This window comes from Ensifer adhaerens (assembly GCF_013283195.1).
GTDB lineage: Bacteria > Pseudomonadota > Alphaproteobacteria > Rhizobiales > Rhizobiaceae > Ensifer > Ensifer adhaerens_G.
On record NZ_JABEKT010000002.1, the window covers coordinates 1,119,039 to 1,139,236 of the forward strand.

A 20,198-nucleotide genomic window follows, 5' to 3' on the forward strand; every position below is an offset into this window, starting at 1 on the left:
ACTCCGGTTGTGATCGGTCAGTGGGATTGGAGTAATTGCTAATGCATTCACTGGCCGCAACCCGTGGGCGAAATCAAAATCACGAGGCTTTGATGGGCTTCTGCGCTGTCAACACGGTGGCGCAGGCAAGCTCAAACCGCTTCTCTTCACTTAGATTTCGGCAGAAGGGCTCATGCACCAGGCGATAGGGTTCGGCAAACAGATCCCCGATTTTCATGTCGAGGAATGATTGCCGAGTCTCGCCAGATAGTCCAGCGGCCCAACTCTTAACGACCCACGTCAAGCCGAAGATCGGATGAACGGGGTTTGGCACTGTAACGCTCTCTATTTCGAGCATGTCTTCGAAAAGGCGACGGATGCCTTGTGAAGATGCGTTGAAATAGTGGTGCGGGTACCCGTGAAGAGGCTGAAGGAAAGGGACGCAGCAATAAAGCGTCCCGCCTGGCTTGAGAACGCGAGCTATTTCCGCGGCACACCGGAAGGGGTCTCGGACGTGTTCAAGGACGGCGATCGAGAAAATGGCGTCGAACGTGTTGTCCCTGAACGGCAAATGTTCTCCGACGGCCAGGACGTCAGTCGACGGGTATGCGGCAATCTCTAGGTTGATGACGTTGCCATAGTACTCGCCGCGAGAGCCCGCGCCACAATCGAGAATAATCCCATCCTCGTACTTTTCGATGATGGTGCGCATTTCGCCGTCGTAGGCATTGGACGAGATGTTATTCGTGTCGATGATCTTGGTCTCGGCGCGAATGGCGTCGGTCAGGAAATTGTGGCGACCTTCCTCATCAATTGTGCTGGCCATATCGGCCCGCAGGCAGCCCTTCACCTTCTCAAGCTTAGTGGCGCGGATGTCTCGCAGGTCTTTGAGTGCGATCTGGCGCCGGTTCTCATGGTTGCCGAAGTTCTTGAAGTGGTGTTTGCCGGAAGGAATGTGGCCGGCATCAACGGCCGCCTTAACATCCGGGTTGCAGGCTAGATATGCGAGTTCGTTGAAGTTCTGCTCGGTGACAATTTCATTGAGTGGTACTGGATCCATCGTCATGTTCCTGTGGTAATCAATGTGTCGAGCGCGCGGGGATTTGCAACATCATCCGCTTGGCGCTGGCCGTCATAACAGAGAAGTACGAGGCGGCGGCTTGGGCTTCGACCCTCATCGGCTCGTCAGCATCCTGAGCGGCCTTTACGGCTCGTTCCAGATCTCGCTCCATGTTTTCCATGATGATCTTGACAAATTCGTGCGGGTCGTCTGTCAGGAGACTCATGCGGATCAACAACTGCATAGAAAGCAAAGTCGTGACGCGTTGCGCGGCCGCAGAATTGCGCACAGATGCTTCCAGCTCGGCCAGCCTCGTTTCGATGTCCTTGGTATCTGCCATGGCCTCCCGTCCTTTCAGATCGGTTCTTGTCAACAGCATGCCCTCAAACAACAGGCGATAGAATTCGTATGACATATACACTGGTCCTCGAATACTACCGCTCCGGGAAGATCGCTCATCAAGCGAAGTGAGGGTTTGACCCCGGTCAAATCTCAAAGGCTGCTCGACCGGACACTTATCAACCAACGAGGGATGGGTGGGAGTCTGATGCGTCCAGATGGGAAGTCGGTGGCAGCGACTGCTTAACGTTGGGAAACTCTCGTGCAATAGAGGATTCAGGCTGTCGCTCCTGCGATCGGTTCGGAGCCGATGTTGGCTGGCACCGGCGAGCTGGAATGCCTCACAACACTCACGGTGCGCTACGAGCCCGGCCGCTAAACCGGTCAAGACGATTGGCCGAAAATGTACTTCTCACAGCTTTCGAGGTCGTGAGAAAGTTCACTAATACGACGTTCATCATCTCGGCTCCGCGCGGATGCCAATTCAGCCCGCAGCCGATCGCGTTGAACAAGACATCGCCTTGCGATATCAGCAGCTCGTTTTGCGGCGTCAGTCATTCCATCAATTCCTATTGGTTCCAGGTGGCTTTTCAAGCCAGAAGGCGACCCCAAATGAAGGTGCAGCGCGACCATAAGTACACAGTTTCAGAGCTTCTGCTTTGCGCACTTTGGCATGAAGTAGCTTCGGATCCTGACGAGTGCTTCTGGGTGGCATCCGAAGATCGTGCGTCTGCGCGTGGTGTAGGGTAACTGATCAGATGTGTCGGCCTTCCATAGATTGGTGTGATGGTAAGACACGTCGTTAGCGATGCAACTTAGTGTAGACCCTATAAACAATATTTGCGACTATCTGGAAAACACAGCAACATATTCATTCAGACCTAATCTGGAGTATTGCTCATCCAATTGCAATCCGAGCTCCAGAAGAGGCAAGTCATCTTCTGTGAAATTTCCAATAACGTCGTTCAGCGCGCAGGAATATATGACACCTCCGAGGTATTTTATGAGTGCGTCCGGAAATATTTCGTTTAACGACGGCAATATAGCATCGCTATCCGCACATTCGCTAGGATCCGCCTGACGCAATTTCTCTGGATCAATGTTTGAAACAGTTCGCGAGAAGAGTCCTCCAGGCGCCGTAAGTAAACGCTCAGGTAGCGCTGCGCGAAAACGAGAGGCTGCAGACAGATATTCCTCTGAGTACTGCAATCTGTTCGGAGCGATACAATCATTAATGTAGATTGCGCCTCCGGGGTTTAATGAGGCCCGGCTCCACTCCAATGCTTGTTTGACGTCAAGCATATGATGAAGGGCGCTATTCCAGTATACAAGATCAAATTTTTCCCGCGGTACAAAGTCTTGTATCTCACGCACGATGGTAATCTGGTCGCTAATGTTCCATTCTTGGGCAAGTTTAAGTGCTTGCGAAGTGCGGGTCTCTGAGATTTCATAGAGCGTAAAGTGCTCTACAAGGCCATTACGGATCATTGAAAGCTCTTTGAAGCCATTTCCGCAGCCAACAGATACACCATGGCTAAATCCAGCGGGCTGTTCTTTTCTAAGCCAAGATATGTCGCCGGCGATGACGCCGCTCGCCGAAACTTCCCCGATCAGGCGATTCCGGTGCGCAACTACCGTTGGATGGAACCACCATCTAGTTTTGCTTTGATGATTGTGGTGGTTGGGCTTGGACCATGCCTTTGCTGCCCTATCAATGACGTCCGCCGCACGTTCTGGTGCCGGAGGGAGAGAACTGCGCGATGTACTGGATATGATTTGGCTTGCATTCTGGAGTATTTGATACCAGCATTTATAGGAGGCAACGCTTGCAGCGCGATATGGTGCGTTTTGATCAAGCGACGCGAAGTAGAGGTCTCTTTCGACTTCCCACACGTGCCCGAAGGGTCGTTGTGCTCTAGAGGATACCGCTAGCAGCCTGTTGTCGCTGTTGTATTTTTTTAATTCGGCTAGTAGCTGTCTCATCTCAGCAATCGTCGGATCCTGCAAGGGAAGGTCCCCACTAGAGAAGTAATCCGGTTCCTGTTCGAGCTTCACTTCTACCTGGGGACTGTGAGGATTCCGCTTGTAAACAAACGTCCTGTCTCCGGCTTCCAATGCCGCCAACAGCCTGTCTCTGAGTTTAAGAATTGCTAGGCGATCTTGCTCGTAGCATTCACGCAAAGGAGCGCCAGAGAGCGTGAACTGGCGCGTTCCCTCAAGGGCGACAGACTTCATATTGCTATGAAAGGCAATATCATATCTGCGATCTATTACCATGTCATCGGTCCATGGCTTTAGGTTCTCAAAATCAAATATGTTCGCGAACTTGCTTTCGAACGCTCTAAGAAGCAAAGGAAAGCGTGGAGTAAATGCCCACCGGAGCAGGCCACTCTCTTCATTTCCTGCCTTGCGTTTTACCATTCCTAGTTCACAATTATCCCCTAAGCTTTCGAATCTCTGTAGCAACGCTATAAATGTAGGATCTTGATATTCTTTAGGCGCGTTAATTTTCGAATGCGAAATCGGATAGAGTTCTTGCATGCGTGTGTCCTTTGAATTCGTCATATTAGCTACACCCAGGTTCCGCAACTTAGCATAAATGGTCGCTCGATCGGGCTCCTTTCCTAGGATCTCTAGCTAATTTTATTTTGCTCCTTCTGTGCGCGGCGCTTCGGCCCCTCAGTGTGGCCGACCGACGCTGGCATAGACAAAGCCATGCTTTGCCACTTCCTCAGGGCGATAGATGTTTCTAAGGTCGACCAGAACCGGCCCTTTCATCACGGCTTTCAACCGGCGGAAGTCGAGCGCGCGGAACTCGTTCCATTCGGTGACGATGACAAGCACGTCAGCCTCTGTGGCCGCCTCGTAGGGGTCGTTGGCATAGTCGATGCCGTCGATCAGCTTCTTGGCGTTTTCCATGCCTTCCGGATCGTAGCCGATGACATGGGCGCCGGCATCCTGCAGGGTCTGGACCACTGTTATGGCCGGGCTGTCGCGCATGTCGTCGGTGTTCGGCTTGAAGGTGAGGCCGAGAACGGCAACCTTGCGTCCGCGCACATCGCCACCGGCAGCGGCAATCACCTTGCGGCCCATGGCGCGCTTGCGGTTGTCGTTGATGGCGACCGTGGTTTCGACCAGACGAACGGGGCTGTCGAAGTCCTGGGCCGTCTTGACCAGCGCCAGCGTGTCCTTCGGGAAGCAGGAGCCGCCATAACCCGGGCCGGCATGCAGGAATTTGGCGCCGATACGGCCGTCGAGGCCGATGCCGCGGGCAACGTCCTGCACGTTGGCATCGACCTTCTCGCAGAGGTCGGCCATCTCGTTGATGAAGGTGATCTTCATCGCCAGGAAGGCGTTGCCGGCGTATTTGATCAGCTCGGAGGTGCGGCGCGAGGTGAAGACCAGCGGCGCCTGGTTGAGATAGAGCGGACGGTAGACCTCGGTCATGACGTCGCGTGCGCGTGCACCATCGTCGGCAAGGCCGATGACGATGCGATCGGGGCGCTTGAAGTCCTCGATCGCAGCACCTTCGCGTAGGAATTCCGGATTGGAAACCACCGCGAAATCGGCGTCCGGATTGGTTTCGCGGATGATGCGCTCGACCTCGTCGCCGGTGCCGACCGGAACCGTCGACTTCGTCACGATGACGGTGAACCCCTTCAGGTTGACGGCGATCTCGCGCGCGGCGGCGTAGACATAGGAGAGGTCCGCATGGCCGTCGCCGCGGCGCGACGGCGTGCCGACGGCGATGAAGATCACGTCGCTGTCGGCAACCGCCGCAACGAGATCGGTGGTGAACGACAGGCGGCCGGACTGGACATTGCTCGCAACGAGATGGTCGAGACCGGGTTCGAAGATCGGGATGCGCCCCTGCATCAGGGCGTCGATCTTGCTTTCGTCCTTGTCGAGACAGACCACGTTATGGCCGAAATCGGCAAAACACACACCGGAAACAAGGCCGACATAGCCGGCGCCGATCATCGTGACTTTCATCTGCTCTTCCTGCTTGCTTTAGTCCGGTGCGCGGAGTTCCCCCCGCGACGAACGGCCCACCTCGAACATAGGTGAGATATTACTGGTAGCCTTAAGTGATAGTTGAATGAAACGCTAGGTTGACCGGAGCGCACCAACGAAGTTAGCTGTTAGCTAACTCCAGTTTCAGCAGTTATCGACCCACGACCAAGACCCGTCCCGTCTTAGCTCGTTATAAGAGACACCGGCGACCATCATATTCATTCTTGCGAAATTCCGAGGGGAGCACTTGACAGTGCTGAGATGGCGGTGAGCCGGACCCTTGAACCTGATCCGGGTCTTGCCGGCGTAGGAACGGGAAAGAGCCGCTTTCGGTAAACTAATCGCGTCTTCGCTGTGGTTCGGCTTCGGCATAGCCTCGAAGATCGTGATGGCGGCCATCATTATCTTCTTCCCCGTCGTTTCGGCATTCTCGGACGGTTTGCGCCGTACCGATACACAGATCCTTGATGCCGTCGCTCTGACAAAGGCAAGCCACTGGCAGACGTTGCGGTTTGTGCGGTTGCCGCTGGCGTTGCCGGGGCTTGTCACGGGCCTGCGTGTCGCGGCTCCTCTTGCGCCGCTCGGAGCCGTCGTCGGCGAATGGGTAGGCGCCTCGGCGGGCCTCGGCTTTGTGATCGTTCAGGCGAACGCCCGCATGCAGACAGATGTCGTCTTTGCCGCCATCGCCATTCTCGCCGTGCTTGCCGTCGGCCTCAGGCTTCTCGGCGATGAGGCGACCCGTCCACTCGCGCATTGGGCGCGAGAATAATAGTTTCGTCATGGTCGAGACGATTGGAAAGCTTTTAGCCTTGGATGGAAGCGGCGGGCGCGCTGCGCCTACGCAACCGCGAAGGCCTGAAGTCCATTCGGCGCTGCGTTTGGCGCCGCCGATTTGTTGATAATGCCCGGTTTAGTAACGGCAGTGATGGCACTTCTCATGGGTGTATGCGATGAAAGGCTAGCAGCGAGGGCAAAAATGAGTGATCAGATTGGTCGTTCCGGAGGCGAGGACATACTCCTTCGGACTTTGGCAGCAGCTGTGCAAGACCAGAGGACAGTCGACGAACAGCGGCAAAGCATAGCGCCACTGCTGGAAGGCATGTCGTTTCACAATAGCGTGCGACATGACGACGATCGGGGCAGCGTTACCGAGCTTTTCGATCCCAGGTGGGGTTGGCATTCGGACCCACTTGTCTTTTCTTACGTCTTCACAATCCGGCCGGGAACGGTAAAGGGTTGGGGCCTGCATAAGCAACACGAGGATCGTTACTTCGTGTTGAGCGGCGAGTTGGAGTTAGTGCTCTACGATCCCAGGCCCGAATCCAGCACGTGCGGGAAGATATGCCGCATATACCTATCCGGCAGTCGACCGCGCTTGATCAACGTGCCGAAGTTCGTTTGGCATGCCGATCACAACATTGGTACTTCCGACGTGGTTGTCGTCAACTTCCCAACAATTCAATACGACCATTCAAACCCCGATAAATATCGGCTTCCGCTGGACACCGATCTGATTCCCTACAGCTTTGCTGGTGCCAAAGGATGGTGAGCGTACCCCGTCTATCGATACTCATGCCGACGCATACGCGCGTGGACGTGATCGGTATAGCTATCGAATCGGTACTCTCGCAAACGTTCGGTGACTTCGAACTCCTCGTTGTAGGCGACGGTTGTGTTCCTGGCACGGCTGACGTCGTCGCAGGCTTCAAGGATAAACGAATCCGCTTCTTCGATTTGCCCAAAGCACCATATTTCGGTTACGCGAACCGAAACATTGCCCTTCGTGAGGCGCGCGGAGAGCTTATTGGTTTCGCGGCCGACGATGACATACTCCTACCGGATCATTTCGAGTTGCTCTCACAATGCCTCGAAGACGGGGCGGTGATTGCACATAGTCAGGCTTTATGGGTATCGACCGACGGTATCGCGGCGCCGTTCCTGACCAATCTCGAGATTCCCGATGAGCTCGAGCATTTCATGGAGCGATACAACACCATCCCGGCAAGTTGTTTTCTCTATCGAGCCAATAGCTTGCCATCGCTGGATGCGTGGCCCGAAGACGTCCCGACGGCCGCAGATTGGCGCCTATGGCATCGAATAATCCGGGAAAATCCGCAATCTGCTGTGATTCATTGTCGACAACCGACGCTCCTACATTTCTCGGCCAAATGGAAGAATAGCAGAAATTCGGGAATGGATCAGCTTAGCGCCTTCCTGGATATGGCTGACAACTCAAACTGGTGGCCTTCTGAATTGCGGGTCCAAACGGCTGAAGGACAGGTTGAGCAACAAGCTTATGCCGCCCTTTTGCGTGCTGATCCCCAACGTTGGATCGCCGGAATCCGCCGGGCTGCTCATGATCTCACCGTCCGTGTCGCATGGACCGATCTGCAGTTCCTCCGTCCGCAGCTGAAGGCTAGCAAAGACCAAATAACCGCCGTGAGTGCGGAACTCGAATCGACGCGCTCAGAACGCGCTTCCGCATTTTTACGGGCTGGTTTGTTCGAGAACGAATTGGTGCTTGCCAAGGAAGAGCTCAAAGCTACCCAGGCTGACCAGAAGGCACTCTCTGATCTTCTCGACGATAGTCTGGCCGACCTCGAGCGGCTGACATCAGAAGTACAGAGGATGCAGGCATCCTTGGGATGGCGCTTGCATCAGGCGGTCACGCGTTTTCGGCGAAGGTAGCTGCGCGCGTCCCTGTCGTCAGTTCTTGATGACTACCACCTCGATCCCGCTGAAACGGATGCGTTACCCGTACTAATGTCAGTACCGGAGCAATACTCCCCATCGTGTTGCCTCACGTAATTTTGTTACCGCCTGCCTCACCTAGACTGTTACCGCGCTGCCTTGCCCGATGCGGGCCAAAGTGCCGGCGTCGCCGATCAGCCGTTGAATCGCTTGCTGTCTCCACGCCCTCACTCGCTTCTGTAGCGTGCGGAGGTGACTCGGGCTGTATTGCCCTGGATAGCGGGCTTGGAATTCGACGAGAAGTTCAAACGCGGTCTGATCTGGGTGTTCTTCGAGGTACCCTTCCATCTCGTTCCAATGGGCTTTGAAGGTCTCTGGACGGCGACCTCGGGGGCCGTCGCTGAACCGACGATATGTCTTCGATTCGATGACAACGCCGCGTGCGTGAGCCGCCTTGCGCCAGAGGCTCACTTTGCGAGCGAGCGTTTTGTACTGTTTCCGGGTAAATCGACCCGGAAACTGGGCACACAACTCTTCAAAGAGCTGCATGGCGTTGATGTTAGGCAATTCCTCCAATCGCCGGCACGCGATCGGCCACGCCGCGCGGAGTGCGTGAATGCGAGCTTGGCCAGGTTCAGCATAGATCAGCTTCGGCGCCTCTGGTCTGTTCTCTGCTATCGGAGCTCTCACAGACGGAAGCGCCAGTGCGAGTGGTGCGATCGGGTTCGTGACGGGGGTATGTGTTGAGACCTTTTGAAGACTACGTAAGTAGCGTGGTTTCGCTTCAATGGAAAAGGTAGGGCGAATCTCACCCGCGTGCCAGGCGCTCGATAGGCCTGCCACGAATGCGGCGAGGTCGGGTGGCGCGGAGGTCGCCGGCGGCGGTAATTCGCCGTCGGCCAAAGCTGCCAGGTAAGCCTGGACCGCACGCATTTCCTCCAGAAGTTTCAACGGATCGAGTTCGGCGGCGATTTCGCTCAGTTTTATCCTAACGTCCATTGGCGTGCTCTCGGCTTGCAGCAGACGCTCGCAGGGAGTCAGCGGCGGATGATAGCGTTTGGTCACCTTTGCACCGTCGCGATGCTTTTCGGCTAACTTGAACGAAGGCTGGAAGAAGTTCACAAATCGCCTGGAAGCACCGTAAAGACGCGTGATCGCCCTGGCGGCCGCTAATCCTTCAAAGCGCCGATAGCCAAGGAGTTTGCGGACAACGGCGCCGTTTTTCTGCTCTATCCAGGCCTGGTCATTCTTGCGATAAGGCCGTGATCGAGTGAGCTCGATGCCGTGAGCAAGGCAATAGTCAATCAGCCTGTTGTTGACGAACTCACTGCCGTTGTCCACGTCCAACGCTATAAGGGGAAACGGCAAACCTGCGCGCATGCGCTCGAGTGTCTCGACCACGAGGCTGCCTTCCCGAACCACAATAGGGGCGGCCTCTGTCCAGCCGGTGGCAATATCGGTCAGAACTAAGCTATGGACGAAGCTGCCACGGTTGGCATTCCCGCAGTGGGCTACCAAGTCCATTTCCATACTTCCAGGAAGCGGTTCATTCCAGTCGGCGAATGTCCGCATTTTGATGCGACGTCGTGGTTCTGGCACTATCTTCGGCTTTTTTACTCTGCTGGTGCGCCGCGGCATCTGGAGCAAGCGGTCGATCGTCGCGGCGCTCATCGACAGAAGTTTACGGCGGATCTCTTCCTCGAGGTTCAGATGACCATTGCGCTCCAAGGCCGGCAATAAGATCGGCAGCAACGCCTTGAGCCGCTTACCACAGACCCGATCCGAAGCTTCCCATAGCACGATCAGCGCGCCCCGAGCAGCTTCGTCGTAAAGCGGCCGGCGTTGATGGGCCCGCCGGATCTTCGGCGCCGGCTGATGATTGAGAACACGGATGGCGGACTTCTCGTGGTATCCCGTCGCCGAAATGAACTCTTCCAAGATCCTGCGCTTCTCTTTTCCGGTCGCATTCAAGTAGCGTCCTCGGATCGCGTTGGCGAGTTCCATGCGCATCATGCGCGGCATCGTTGTCGTCATCAGTGAACCTCCCTAACAGTCAGGGCATCATCGCAGCCTGCTGTCACGGGTAACAATCTAGATGAGGCAACGAACGCGCCCAGTAACATTTCCACTGAGGCAATGCGACATACTAACTGCTGATCTGCGTTGGTAGAGGCTGCATTCCCTTGTGAGGTACAAGCGGCTGGAAAAAATCAGTTCGTTTCACCGAAGATCGGGCTGCCTGCGTGCAGCTCAATCACGCCCAGATCCTTGCCCTGGTTGACGGGATGGACTGGAAACGTGTGCGCACTGTTGTGGTGAAACGGCCGGAATTTGTTGGGTAAAAGCCCTGCGGCAGAGTGAATCAGGGGCCTGAAACGGCAAGAAATTCCCAGCAGAATATGCTCTATATCAGGGCATGCTTCCTGATGACGTTGACGCGCTGAAAGCCATGATCCTGGCGATGGCCGAAAAGGCTGCGCGCGCCGACCTCCTGGAGAACGAAGCCGCTGATCTGAAAGCCCGCAATGCGGACGCAGACGAACAGATCGCCAAGCTGAAGCAGGTCCTCAAAGCCTTTGATCGGTACCGGTATGGCCGACGCTCGGAAAAGCAGGGCAAGAGCAGTGACACTGATCCGGATGAACAAGGCGCGTTCGTCTTCGAGGAGATAAAGACCGGCATTGCCGCGAGCGAGACCTGCTATCGTTACAGCGCAAGCTGAACGCTGAGAACAAGCAGATCGCCGACCTGTTGATCGGGCTGACGAGGGCGAAGAGGACCTGGGGCTTCGGCTTGTGTTTCCTTTACCTGCGCAACGTCCAGGGACATCGCTGGAACCACAAGCGCGTCTACCGCATCTACCGTGAGCTGGAACTGAACCTCAGGATCTAGCCACGCAAGCGTTTGAAGCGGGACAAGCCGGATGCACTTGCTTTGCCGGAGGCGCCCAACATGGTCTGGTCCATGGATTTCATGGCAGACCGTCTGGAGGATGGCAGGTAATTCCGGCTGTTGAACGTCCTGGACGACTTCAACCGCAGGTTCTTCTCACGAACCTTTTCCGGGTGAAGCCGCTGGAATTCTTCGAATGCCTGACGCAGGTTCATTTCGGGGGCGTCAATCGCGCCAACCGTTGCCGCAAGCTCGACCGGGTTGAGTTCGGTAAGCTGGTCGGCGGCATTTATCCTTTCGGACCAGTATTCCACATAATCGCGGGTTGGCGGCGACTATTTCTGTGTGGTGCATGTATTCGTAATCGTGGCTCTTCGCCGTTTCCTTCATCGCGGGAAACGTTATGACGAAATAATATCTTTCGCTACGTTTTTTCATTTTCAAGTTTGAGTGGTGCAAGCATCGCCGATGACTGGATTCGGCGAAAAAATTGACAAGAAAATTGACGTTTCGGGGGTTTTAGCGGTCTCGGAAGACCAATTTTTTAGAAGTGCCGTTGACAGTCATTCGAAATTCTCCCATAAAATCAAACTATTCCGAGGGGAGCACTTGACAGTGCTGAGATGGCGGTGAGCCGGACCCTTGAACCTGATCCGGGTCATGCCGGCGTAGGAACGGGAAAAGAGCCGGTTTCGGCAAACTAATCGCGTCTTCGCTTTCACCTGGGTCTCCGTGATGTTTTGTCTGGAGATCGATCGTTGCTGTTTTTTGCCAAGTTGCCGCCGGATGGCGGGTTTGCATTTTGTCCGGGTTGCTGCGTCGGCTGACCGGCGATGCGCTTGGCTTTCACATTTGTTCGTAGCCTTGCTGTGCTGGCTGTCCTCTGGCAAGGGGCGGTCGTCGTGTTTGCGCTGCCGCGCTATCTGTTACCAACGCCGATCGAGGTCTTGGCTGTCTTTGCACGGCAGCCAGAATTTCTGCTTGAGCAGAGCTTTGTGACGATCGCCGAGATGCTGGCCGGGCTCGCGGTCGGCACGGCGTTCGGCGTTGCGACGGCGATCGGGCTGGCGGCTTTTCCGCGGTTCGGAAAGCTCGTCTGGCCCTTTGTGCTCGTCCTGCAGGCCTTTCCTGTCTTCGTCATCGCACCTTTGCTGGTGCTGTGGTTCGGCTTCGGCATGGTTTCGAAGATCGTGATGGCGGCCATCATCATCTTCTTTCCGGTTGTCTCTGCGTTCTCGGACGGTCTGCGCCGTACAGATACGCAGATCCTTGATGCCGTCGCGCTGACCAAGGCGAGCCACTGGCAGGCATTGCGGCTTGTGCGGCTGCCGCTGGCGCTGCCCGGGCTGGTGACCGGCCTGCGCATTGCCGCTCCCCTTGCGCCGCTGGGTGCCGTCGTCGGCGAATGGGTCGGCGCCTCGGCGGGGCTTGGCTTCGTGATCGTCCAGGCAAATGCCCGCATGCAGACAGATGTCGTCTTTGCCGCCATGGCCATTCTCGCCGTGCTTGCCGTCGGCCTCAGGCTTCTCGTCGATGAGGCAACCCGTCCACTCGCGCATTGGGCGCGAGAAACCTGAATTTTTGAGATCGATTGGGAGAGTTCATAACATTATGATCCGCAAATTCCTGCTTTCCGCCAGCCTCGCGCTCGGCGTCGTCCTTTCCGCCGGCTCCGTAATAGCGGCAGAAAAATTGACGGTGATGCTGGAGTGGTTCGTCAATCCAGACCATGCCCCCATCGTCGTCGCCAAAGAGCTCGGCCTGTTCAAAAAGGTCGGGCTCGATGTCGAGCTCTTCCCTCCGGCCGATCCCTCGAGCGTGCCGCGTCTCGTCGCTGCGGGGCAGGCTGATATCGGCGTGCACTATCAGCCGAACCTCTATCTCGATCATGCGGCGGGTTTGCCGCTCGTTCGCATTGGCACTCTGGTCGAGACCCCGCTCAACACCGTCACCATCCTTGACGACAGTCCGATCCGCAGCCTTGCCGACCTGAAGGGCAAGAAGATCGGCTTTTCCGTCTCCGGTTTCGAGGATGCGATGCTCGGCCGAATGCTTGCCTCGGCCGGCCTCAAGAAGGAGGACGTCGAGCTCATCAACGTCAACTTCGCCCTGTCCCCGTCGCTGATCGCTGGCAAGGTCGATGCAACGATCGGCGGCTTCCGGAATTTCGAGCTGACACAGATGCGTATCGAGGGACATGAAGGCCGGTCATTCTTCCCCGAAGAGCATGGCGTGCCGGTTTATGACGAGCTCGTCTTCGTTGCCGACAAGGCAAAGGTTGGCGACGGGCGCTTGCCGCTCTTCCTTGCCGCGGTGGAGAGGGGGGCAATTTTCCTCACCAACCACCCTGACGAAGCCTGGAAGCTTTTCGTCAAGGCCTATCCGAACCTTGATGACGAGCTCAACCGCAGAGCGTTCGCCGACACCCTGCCGCGCTTTGCCAAAAGGCCGGCCGCACTTGATCGTGGCCGCTACGAGCGGTTTGGCAAGTTCCTTGCTGAAAGCGGGCTGATCAGCCAGGCACCTGATGTCGAGAACATCGCGGTGGAAATCCGATGATGAGCGAAACTGGATTCGTCGAAAATGCTGCTGCATCGCTGGCGCGGGTCCGGCAACAGCGACCCCGTGTACACTGCTTGATGAACACGGTGGTGCAGAAGTTCGTGGCGGATGGCCTCGCGGCGCTTGGCGCGATCCCCTCCATGACATCATCGACAGAAGAGGTCGAGGCCTTTGCCCGGCGCGCCGATGTGCTCGTTGTCAATCTAGGCACGCTGGATGAAGGACGGCGCGCGGCGATCCGCCTGGCAACAGCCGTTGCGCGCGACACCCACAAGCCGTGGATCATCGATCCCGTGCATTGCGATTATTCGCCATCGCGGCTCGCTTTCGCCCGGGAACTCTCGGCTTTCGGGCCCTCCGTTGTTCGCGGCAACGCAAGCGAGATGGACATCATCGGTGATGCCAACGGTGTGTTGAAAATCAAGACGGGGGCCGTCGATGAACTCACGCTGGATCGACATACGACCCGGATTGAGAACGGCCACCCCTTTATGGCGCAAGTCACGGGCACCGGGTGCCTCTCGGGTGCCTTGATCGCGGCCTTCATGGTCGTCCAGCCGGATCGCCTGAAGGCAGCCACGGGTGCGCTACTGACAAGCGGTATCGCCGCGGAGATTGCCGCGGAACGATCCAGTGGTCCCGGGACCTTCGAGGCCGCCTTCCGCGATGCGCTCGCATCGCTCCGCCCTGAGGATATCATTGCCAATGCCAGGATTTCTTATGCCGAAGGTTGATTATCGACTGAATGCCCTCGTCGATGCGCGCCTTGCGGACAAAGGGAATTTGGCTGACCTGGCGCGTACCGCTGCGCTCAATGGCGCGACACTCATCCAGTATCGCGACAAGACGAACTCGACACGAGAGATGATCGAACAGGCGCGGGCAATCGGTGCTGCCCTTGCCGGAACCAGCGTGCCTTTTGTTATCAACGATCGCGTCGATGTGGCGATCGCGGCGGGCGCCGATGGCGTCCATCTCGGGCGGGACGACATGGACGCGGCCAAGGCGCGTTCGATGATGGGCGATGCTGCGATCATCGGCTTGACGGTCAAGAACGATGCGGATGCGCGGGCCGCGATTGGTTCGCCGATCGATTACGCCTGTATCGGTGGGGTCTACGAGACGCTGTCGAAACGCAATCCCGATCCCCCGGTCGGTCTGGAAGGGTTCGCTAGGCTTCGCGCGGCGCTTCTCACGGCTAAGCCGGATCTGCCGGTCGGAGCCATAGCCGGGATAAATGCGCAGCGCGCCGGGGAGGTCGTTGCCGTTGGGGCCGATGGCGTCGCGGTCATTTCCGCAATCTTTGCTGCAGTGGACCCGGCGGCAGCCACCCGTGAGTTGCGGGCATGCGTCGATAGTGCGTTGAAGGAGGCTGCACGATGACTGCCATTGCTGTCACCATTGCGGGGTCCGATTCCGGCGGCGGAGCGGGAATCCAGGCAGACCTGAAGACTTTTTCCGCTCTCGGCGCCTATGGGGCAAGCGTCATCACGGCGATCACCGCACAGAACACCCGAGGTGTGACGGCCGTCGAGGATATCTCGCCGGCGATTGTCGAGGCTCAAATTGATGCGGTGTTTTCGGACCTTGCTGTTGGAGCGGTGAAGATCGGCATGGTGTCTCGCGAGGAAACAATCGCCGTAATCGCCAAGGGGCTTCGGCGATATGGCAAGATGGCAGTGCTCGATCCCGTGATGGTGGCCACATCAGGTGACGCTCTACTGCGCCCGGATGCCATTGCGGCGCTTCGCGAGGAGTTGCTGCCGATGGCGCTGGTTGCAACGCCGAACCTGCCGGAAGCGGCATTGCTGACCGGGCGCTCGATTGCGACGGATGAGACTGAGATGGCCCATCAGGCCGAGATCATTCTAAAAGCTGGCGCGCGCTCGGTTCTGATCAAAGGCGGGCACGGGGACGGCCCCGAGGCGACGGATATCTTCTTTGATGGGGGAGAGCCTGTTCGGTTGACGGCGCAGCGCATTGAAACCACGAATGACCACGGTACGGGCTGCACTCTGTCGGCGGCGATTGCCGCCGGGCTGGCACGCGGGCTTTCCTTGGCGGATGCCGTAATCGCTGCCAAGGATTATCTGCACGGTGCCATCGTTGCCGCCGGAGAACTAAAAGTCGGACAGGGGCGGGGACCGGTCCATCACTTCCACCGCTGGTGGCAGCCCGATGCTCGCTAGCATGGCGCAAGCTCTGTCGCTGCGGCTGGAGCGAGCGCTCGAGCTTGCCGGGGCGTTGACGCTTGCGGTCCTGCTCGCGACCGTGACGGTTTCCGTCGCTCTTCGGTTTGTTGCTGCAAGCGGCTTTACCGGTGCGGAAGAAGCGGCAAGTTGGCTGCTGGTAACGCTTGTCTCGATTGGGCTACCGCTCGCTTCGACGGCGAAGGGGTTGCGGATCGATTTATTCGAGGGACGGTCGGCGTCTAGAGATGGCCGTGATCACGGACCATCGGCGCGCGACTTGGAGCTCATCGTCGACGACGGGGGTACCAAGCCATTTTCGTCGAAAAAAAGCTTCATGCGCCGGGATCTGCGCACTTTGTTTTCCGGCGCCATCACTCTGGTCGCCTGCATCGTCGTGATATCCGGCAGCGGAAAGGCGGCGCTCGATCTCGGCGGTGTTTCGCCCTCGCTCGGCCTTTCCGAGGGACTGCGCCCGGCCATGCTGAGCGCCGGAGGAGTGCTGGCGATTGTCGCGATCCTGCTCCGCCACGTCGCGGACGGCCGGCTTGTCGCGTTCGCCTCGATGCTTGCGATTGCTGTGGGATTACATTGGGCGGTCGGCGCGGTGCCACCTTTGGACCTGGTGTCGCCGAGCTTCATGCTGTGCTGTCTTGCACTTGTGGCAATTCTCGCCGGAACGCCGCTCCCCCATGCTTTCATCGCTGCGGCCTATGTTACCGTCGCATTCGGCGCGCCGATGCCGGAGGAGGCGATGGCGGCGACCACATTGTCCGGCCTGTCGCGCTATCTTCTGACCGCCATTCCATTTTTCCTGCTCGCCGGCGCGCTTTTGACTGCGTCAGGGATCGCCAGTGACCTAGTTTGCTTTGCCGCCGCCCTTGTCGGCCACCGCCGCGCCGGGCTCGGTCAAACCGTACTGCTGACAGGTGTTCTGTTTTCCGGAGCCTCCGGCTCGTCGATCGCCAATGCGGCCTTCGGCACTGCCGCCTTCATGCCGCAGCTAACAGCGCACGGCACGCCGCCTGCGCGCGCCGGCGCGCTGATTGCTGCCGTCTCGGTGCTCGACAATATCATCCCGCCATCGATCGCCTTTCTGATTCTGGCGGCAGCCGCGGACTTGTCGACCGGCAAGCTTCTGGCCGGGGGCTTCGTGGCGGGTCTGCTCATGGCAGCTACGCTTGCCGTTGCCATCCACGTAAACGGCGCGACGACGGCGCGCACCGCCAGGGCATCCGCCGGAGAGTCCCGACGGCTCGGTGTACGGGCGCTGCCCGCCTTCGGTCTCGGAATCATCGTCGTCGCCGGTATTCGCGCCGGCGTGGTCTCACCCACGGAAGCTGCAGCGCTTGCGGCGGCCTATACCCTGATCGCAGCTTTCTTGAAGCGGACAGCCGTTTACGAGGTCTGCGCCGCTTTCCGCCAATCGGCGCGCGAAACCACCGCGATCCTGCTGTTGATCGGTTCGGCCGCGCCCTTCGCATTTCTCATCGCGGTTGATGGCGTTGCGGCTCACCTGTCGTCTGCAGCGAGTTGGCTCGGGTCCAATCCGTTCCTTGTGATTGCCGCGCTCAATCCCCTCTTGCTCGGTGTTGGGCTCTTCCTCGATATCGGCGCAGCGATCCTGCTGTTCGCGCCCTTGACGCTGCCGATCGCCGTTTCCGCCGGCATCGATCCAATTCATTTCGGCGTCATCCTGGTCGTCAATCTGATGATCGGCGGTTTGACACCACCCGTCGGCATCCTCGTGCAGACCGTCGGCAACGCTTCCGGCGTGCCCGCGGTCGCGCTGTTTGCCGCGTCGCGGCCCTATCTGCTCGCACTGTTATCGGCACTTGGACTTCTCAGTTTTTCCGCAGCACTCGTTGCCTGTTTTTGAACCCTTTGGGAGGGATCGAAATGCTTCGCCTCAATCGCCGTGCGTTCAACCTGAGCCTGCTTGCCACCGGTGCCGCAGCGCTTGCTACCCCGGCTTTGACGGGCCAGGCCTCCGCCGCACGCCCAGTGCTCATCGCTTCGCTGCTGGGCGAAAACAAACCGGAAACCAAGGTCTGGCTCAAGATCCGTGACCTCGTCGAGGCCGCGCTTCCAGGGCGGTTTGCCTTCAACATTGTCCCGAACGCGGCCCTTGGGGGCGAGAAAGATGTCAACGAGGGGCTGCGGTTGGGCGCCATCCAGGGGAGCTTGTCCACTCTGTCGGCCCTATCTGCCTGGGTGCCCGAGAGCCAGCTCTTCGATATGCCGTTTCTCTTCCGCGATGCCGACCATGTCCGCGCGGCAGTCACTTCGAACGCTGGTGACGCGCTGAAGGTGAAGCTTGAGGGTGAGGGCTTCATCGTTGGAGATTATGTCAACTACGGTGCGCGGCATCTGCTCGCCAAGGAACCCTTGATGCATCCCGGCGATGTTGCCGGAAAGAGATTGCGCGTCATCCAGAGCCCGCTTCATGCGGCGCTATGGGAGAGCTTCGGCGCCGTCTCGGTCGGCCTGCCGATCACCGAGACATATAACGCGCTTGCAACGGGCGTCGTCGACGCCATGGACCTGACGAAGTCGGCATATGCCGGATTCAAGCTCTACGAAGTCGTGCCTGACGTGATCGAGACTGGCCACATCTGGGCATCCGGCGCCATCGTCTTTGCCAAACCCTTCTGGAACAGCCTGACATCTGAGGAGCGGGACGTCTTCCGGCATGCAGCTATAGAGGGCGCGCGGCATTTCAACGCATTGATCGTTGCCGATGAGGCTGCCTCTGTCGAAACGGCGAAGGCTGCCGGTGCGCGCTTGCATGCCGCCGAAGATCGCGAAGACTGGGTCGCGGGCGCACGAAAGGTTTGGGCGGCCTACGCCGCGAAGGTCGGCGGCATGGAAGCAATCGAGTCTGTGCAGGCAATGGGTTAGGATAGCTTGGCCGGTAAGGCGCGAAAGCTGAAATCTTCCTGCTGTTTCATAATATTGCTAGACGTTATGACCGTGGTCTGAGCGGCGGCCCGTCCTAGTCTTTGCAGCTGTAAAGCAAACGGGGGTTGCTTGGGAGTGCCGAGCCGAGCCCCAGCAAGGAAAGGACGGACCATGACCGAGGATAGCGTTTTTTACGTCGGTGTCGATGTCTCGAAAGCCAAGCACGCGATCGCAATTGCCGAGAGCGGACGCAATGGAGAAGTTCGGTATTTCGGCGAGATCGAGGCGACGCCGGCGGCCGTGGAACGGTTCGTGCGCAAGTTGGAGAGCAAGTCTCGACGCCTGCACTTCTGCTACGAAGCGGGTCCGACCGGTTATGGGCTTTATCGCCAGCTCGTTGAACTCGGCCACCGCTGTGATGTCGTCGCGCCCTCGCTGATCCCGAAGCGGGCGGGCGAACGGGTCAAGACGAACCGGCGCGATGCGGTCAGCCTGGCGCGGCTTTTGCGGGCAGATGAGTTGAAGGGAATATGGGTTCCCGACACGGTGCATGAAGCGGTGCGCGATCTGGTGCGGGTGCGGGCCGCAGCGAGCGAAGATTTGCGCAAGAAACGCCAGCAACTGCTCTCGTTCCTGCTGCGCCATGGCCGCGTGTTTACTGGCCACAAGAATTGGAGCCGTGCGCATGTCCGCTGGCTGGCGTCACAGAAGTTCGATCACCCGGTCCAGCAAATCGTCTTCCAGGACCAGATCGACGCGATCACCGATGCGCAGAACCGGCTGGCGCGGCTGGATGCTCAGCTGGCCGAGCTGGTGCCGAGTTGGTCTATGGCAGCGGTGGTCACGGCCTATCAGGCGCTTCGCGGCGTCTCTTTCCTTGTTGCCGTCACCTTCGTCAGCCAAGTCGGCGATGTACGCCGCTTCGACAACCCGCGGCAGTTGATGGCTTTCCTGGGCCTCGTACCCTCGGAACGGTCGACTGGCGAGACGGTCAAACGCGGCGGCCTGACGCTGGCCGGAAACCGCCGTGCGCGCCGCGTCCTGGTCGAGGGCGCCTGGAGCTATCGCCATGCCGCCAGGGTGACGGAAACCATTCGCGTCCGGCTTGAGGGTCTGCCGAAGGCGGTGCGGGAGATCGCCTGGAAAGCGCAGACGCGGCTGTGCGGCCGCTACCGGCGCCTGACGGCTGCGGGCAAGAAAAACCCCATCGTCGTTGCGGCGATCGCGCGCGAGATGGCAGCGTTCCTGTGGGCCATCGGCCACCAGGTCGAACCGGTGCGCTGACGATGCGGTGCGCTGCTCCCTTAAAGGTCCAAGTTGCAACCAGCTGCCCCCCAGCGCGGGCGCCGCCTCATTGAGGGGCTTTGCCCGCGCCGGAGCCTCGGCGGACATCAGGGGCAGCACGGAGACGGGATGGGCCGCGGTGGGGAATTCCCGGCGACCCTATGTGGCTGGACATCAGATTCCAACGCCCGACTTCTAGACAGGGATGGCCCAAGACGAATTACGGAAGTGCGGTAACCAACCCGCGGATAAGAGCTGGATCAACCGTCGTCTGAAGGCCCATCCCG

The 20,198-nt window shown here is 58.4% G+C and carries 16 protein-coding genes, 3 pseudogenes and 2 riboswitches; of the genes and pseudogenes, 13 read left to right on the forward strand and 6 right to left on the reverse strand.

Annotation, left to right across the window (positions count from 1 at the left end; translation table 11 throughout):
* Positions 1–79: 79 nt before the first annotated feature.
* The 4 genes from LPJGGPFB_RS21485 to rkpK form a co-directional block, all read right to left on the reverse strand.
* Positions 80–1,039, reverse strand: a complete 960-nt coding sequence (locus LPJGGPFB_RS21485) for a class I SAM-dependent methyltransferase (RefSeq protein ID WP_173421938.1) — start codon at positions 1,037–1,039, stop codon at positions 80–82.
* 19 nt (positions 1,040–1,058) lie between these two features.
* Entirely contained in the window at positions 1,059–1,454 is a 396-nt protein-coding gene (locus tag LPJGGPFB_RS21490) for a hypothetical protein (RefSeq protein ID WP_173421939.1), read from the reverse strand.
* Between the two features lie 770 nt (positions 1,455–2,224).
* On the reverse strand, positions 2,225–3,919 hold the full coding sequence (locus LPJGGPFB_RS21495) for a class I SAM-dependent methyltransferase (protein WP_173421940.1): 1,695 nt from the start codon (positions 3,917–3,919) through the stop codon (positions 2,225–2,227).
* Positions 3,920–4,057: 138 nt separating this feature from the next.
* Positions 4,058–5,371: a UDP-glucose 6-dehydrogenase gene (gene rkpK, locus LPJGGPFB_RS21500; protein ID WP_173421941.1), complete on the reverse strand. Its 1,314-nt coding sequence runs from the start codon at positions 5,369–5,371 to the stop codon at positions 4,058–4,060.
* Between the two features lie 248 nt (positions 5,372–5,619).
* A riboswitch (TPP riboswitch) is annotated at positions 5,620–5,722 on the forward strand.
* 22 nt (positions 5,723–5,744) lie between these two features.
* Between rkpK and LPJGGPFB_RS21505 the strand changes: the two are divergent.
* The 3 genes and pseudogenes from LPJGGPFB_RS21505 to LPJGGPFB_RS21515 all read left to right on the forward strand — a co-directional run.
* Positions 5,745–6,161, forward strand: a pseudogene (locus LPJGGPFB_RS21505) (ABC transporter permease); the annotation flags it as partial.
* A gap of 207 nt (positions 6,162–6,368) precedes the next feature.
* Positions 6,369–6,941, forward strand: a complete 573-nt coding sequence (locus LPJGGPFB_RS21510) for a polysaccharide biosynthesis C-terminal domain-containing protein (RefSeq protein ID WP_173421943.1) — start codon at positions 6,369–6,371, stop codon at positions 6,939–6,941.
* A 23-nt stretch (positions 6,942–6,964) separates the two neighbouring features.
* Positions 6,965–8,080, forward strand: a complete 1,116-nt coding sequence (locus LPJGGPFB_RS21515; RefSeq protein ID WP_210264533.1) for a glycosyltransferase family 2 protein — start codon at positions 6,965–6,967, stop codon at positions 8,078–8,080.
* A 141-nt stretch (positions 8,081–8,221) separates the two neighbouring features.
* Here the strand turns inward: LPJGGPFB_RS21515 and LPJGGPFB_RS33735 are convergent, their stop codons facing one another.
* Positions 8,222–10,117: a DDE-type integrase/transposase/recombinase gene (locus tag LPJGGPFB_RS33735; RefSeq protein ID WP_210264534.1), complete on the reverse strand. Its 1,896-nt coding sequence runs from the start codon at positions 10,115–10,117 to the stop codon at positions 8,222–8,224.
* A 382-nt stretch (positions 10,118–10,499) separates the two neighbouring features.
* On the opposite strand from LPJGGPFB_RS33735, the pseudogene LPJGGPFB_RS21525 reads away from it, so the two are divergent.
* Together LPJGGPFB_RS21525 and LPJGGPFB_RS21530 are read left to right on the forward strand one after the other, a co-directional pair.
* A pseudogene (locus LPJGGPFB_RS21525) lies at positions 10,500–10,772 on the forward strand (IS66 family transposase); the annotation flags it as partial.
* Positions 10,773–11,083 (forward strand): annotated as a pseudogene (locus LPJGGPFB_RS21530) (IS3 family transposase); the annotation flags it as partial.
* On the opposite strand, the gene LPJGGPFB_RS21535 reads toward LPJGGPFB_RS21530, so the two are convergent.
* Complete coding sequence (locus LPJGGPFB_RS21535) at positions 10,972–11,289, reverse strand: hypothetical protein (protein ID WP_173421074.1); 318 nt, start codon at positions 11,287–11,289, stop codon at positions 10,972–10,974. The pseudogene LPJGGPFB_RS21530 and the gene LPJGGPFB_RS21535 sit on opposite strands and share 112 nt — an antisense overlap.
* A 275-nt stretch (positions 11,290–11,564) precedes the next feature.
* A riboswitch (TPP riboswitch) is annotated at positions 11,565–11,667 on the forward strand.
* 141 nt (positions 11,668–11,808) lie between these two features.
* Here LPJGGPFB_RS21535 and LPJGGPFB_RS21540 point away from each other — a divergent pair.
* The 8 genes from LPJGGPFB_RS21540 to LPJGGPFB_RS21575 all read left to right on the forward strand — a co-directional run bounded on the left by LPJGGPFB_RS21540 (position 11,809) and on the right by LPJGGPFB_RS21575 (position 19,911).
* Positions 11,809–12,552, forward strand: a complete 744-nt coding sequence (locus LPJGGPFB_RS21540; RefSeq protein ID WP_173421945.1) for an ABC transporter permease — start codon at positions 11,809–11,811, stop codon at positions 12,550–12,552.
* Positions 12,553–12,589: 37 nt separating this feature from the next.
* Complete coding sequence (locus LPJGGPFB_RS21545) at positions 12,590–13,534, forward strand: ABC transporter substrate-binding protein (protein ID WP_427858295.1); 945 nt, start codon at positions 12,590–12,592, stop codon at positions 13,532–13,534.
* Positions 13,534–14,271, forward strand: a complete 738-nt coding sequence (locus LPJGGPFB_RS21550; RefSeq protein WP_234902951.1) for a hydroxyethylthiazole kinase — start codon at positions 13,534–13,536, stop codon at positions 14,269–14,271. Before LPJGGPFB_RS21545 ends, LPJGGPFB_RS21550 begins: the two co-directional genes overlap by 1 nt.
* On the forward strand, positions 14,258–14,920 hold the full coding sequence (gene thiE / locus LPJGGPFB_RS21555) for a thiamine phosphate synthase (protein ID WP_173421948.1): 663 nt from the start codon (positions 14,258–14,260) through the stop codon (positions 14,918–14,920). Before LPJGGPFB_RS21550 ends, thiE begins: the two co-directional genes overlap by 14 nt.
* On the forward strand, positions 14,917–15,726 hold the full coding sequence (thiD, locus tag LPJGGPFB_RS21560; protein ID WP_173421949.1) for a bifunctional hydroxymethylpyrimidine kinase/phosphomethylpyrimidine kinase: 810 nt from the start codon (positions 14,917–14,919) through the stop codon (positions 15,724–15,726). The genes thiE and thiD overlap by 4 nt, the downstream gene beginning before the upstream one ends.
* Positions 15,716–17,605 (forward strand): TRAP transporter large permease, encoded by a 1,890-nt coding sequence (locus LPJGGPFB_RS21565; RefSeq protein WP_173421950.1) that lies wholly within the window; start codon positions 15,716–15,718, stop codon positions 17,603–17,605. Before thiD ends, LPJGGPFB_RS21565 begins: the two co-directional genes overlap by 11 nt.
* A 20-nt stretch (positions 17,606–17,625) precedes the next feature.
* Complete coding sequence (locus tag LPJGGPFB_RS21570; protein WP_173421951.1) at positions 17,626–18,627, forward strand: TRAP transporter substrate-binding protein; 1,002 nt, start codon at positions 17,626–17,628, stop codon at positions 18,625–18,627.
* 171 nt (positions 18,628–18,798) lie between these two features.
* Positions 18,799–19,911 (forward strand): IS110 family RNA-guided transposase, encoded by a 1,113-nt coding sequence (locus LPJGGPFB_RS21575; protein ID WP_173421952.1) that lies wholly within the window; start codon positions 18,799–18,801, stop codon positions 19,909–19,911.
* Positions 19,912–20,198: the final 287 nt, after the last annotated feature.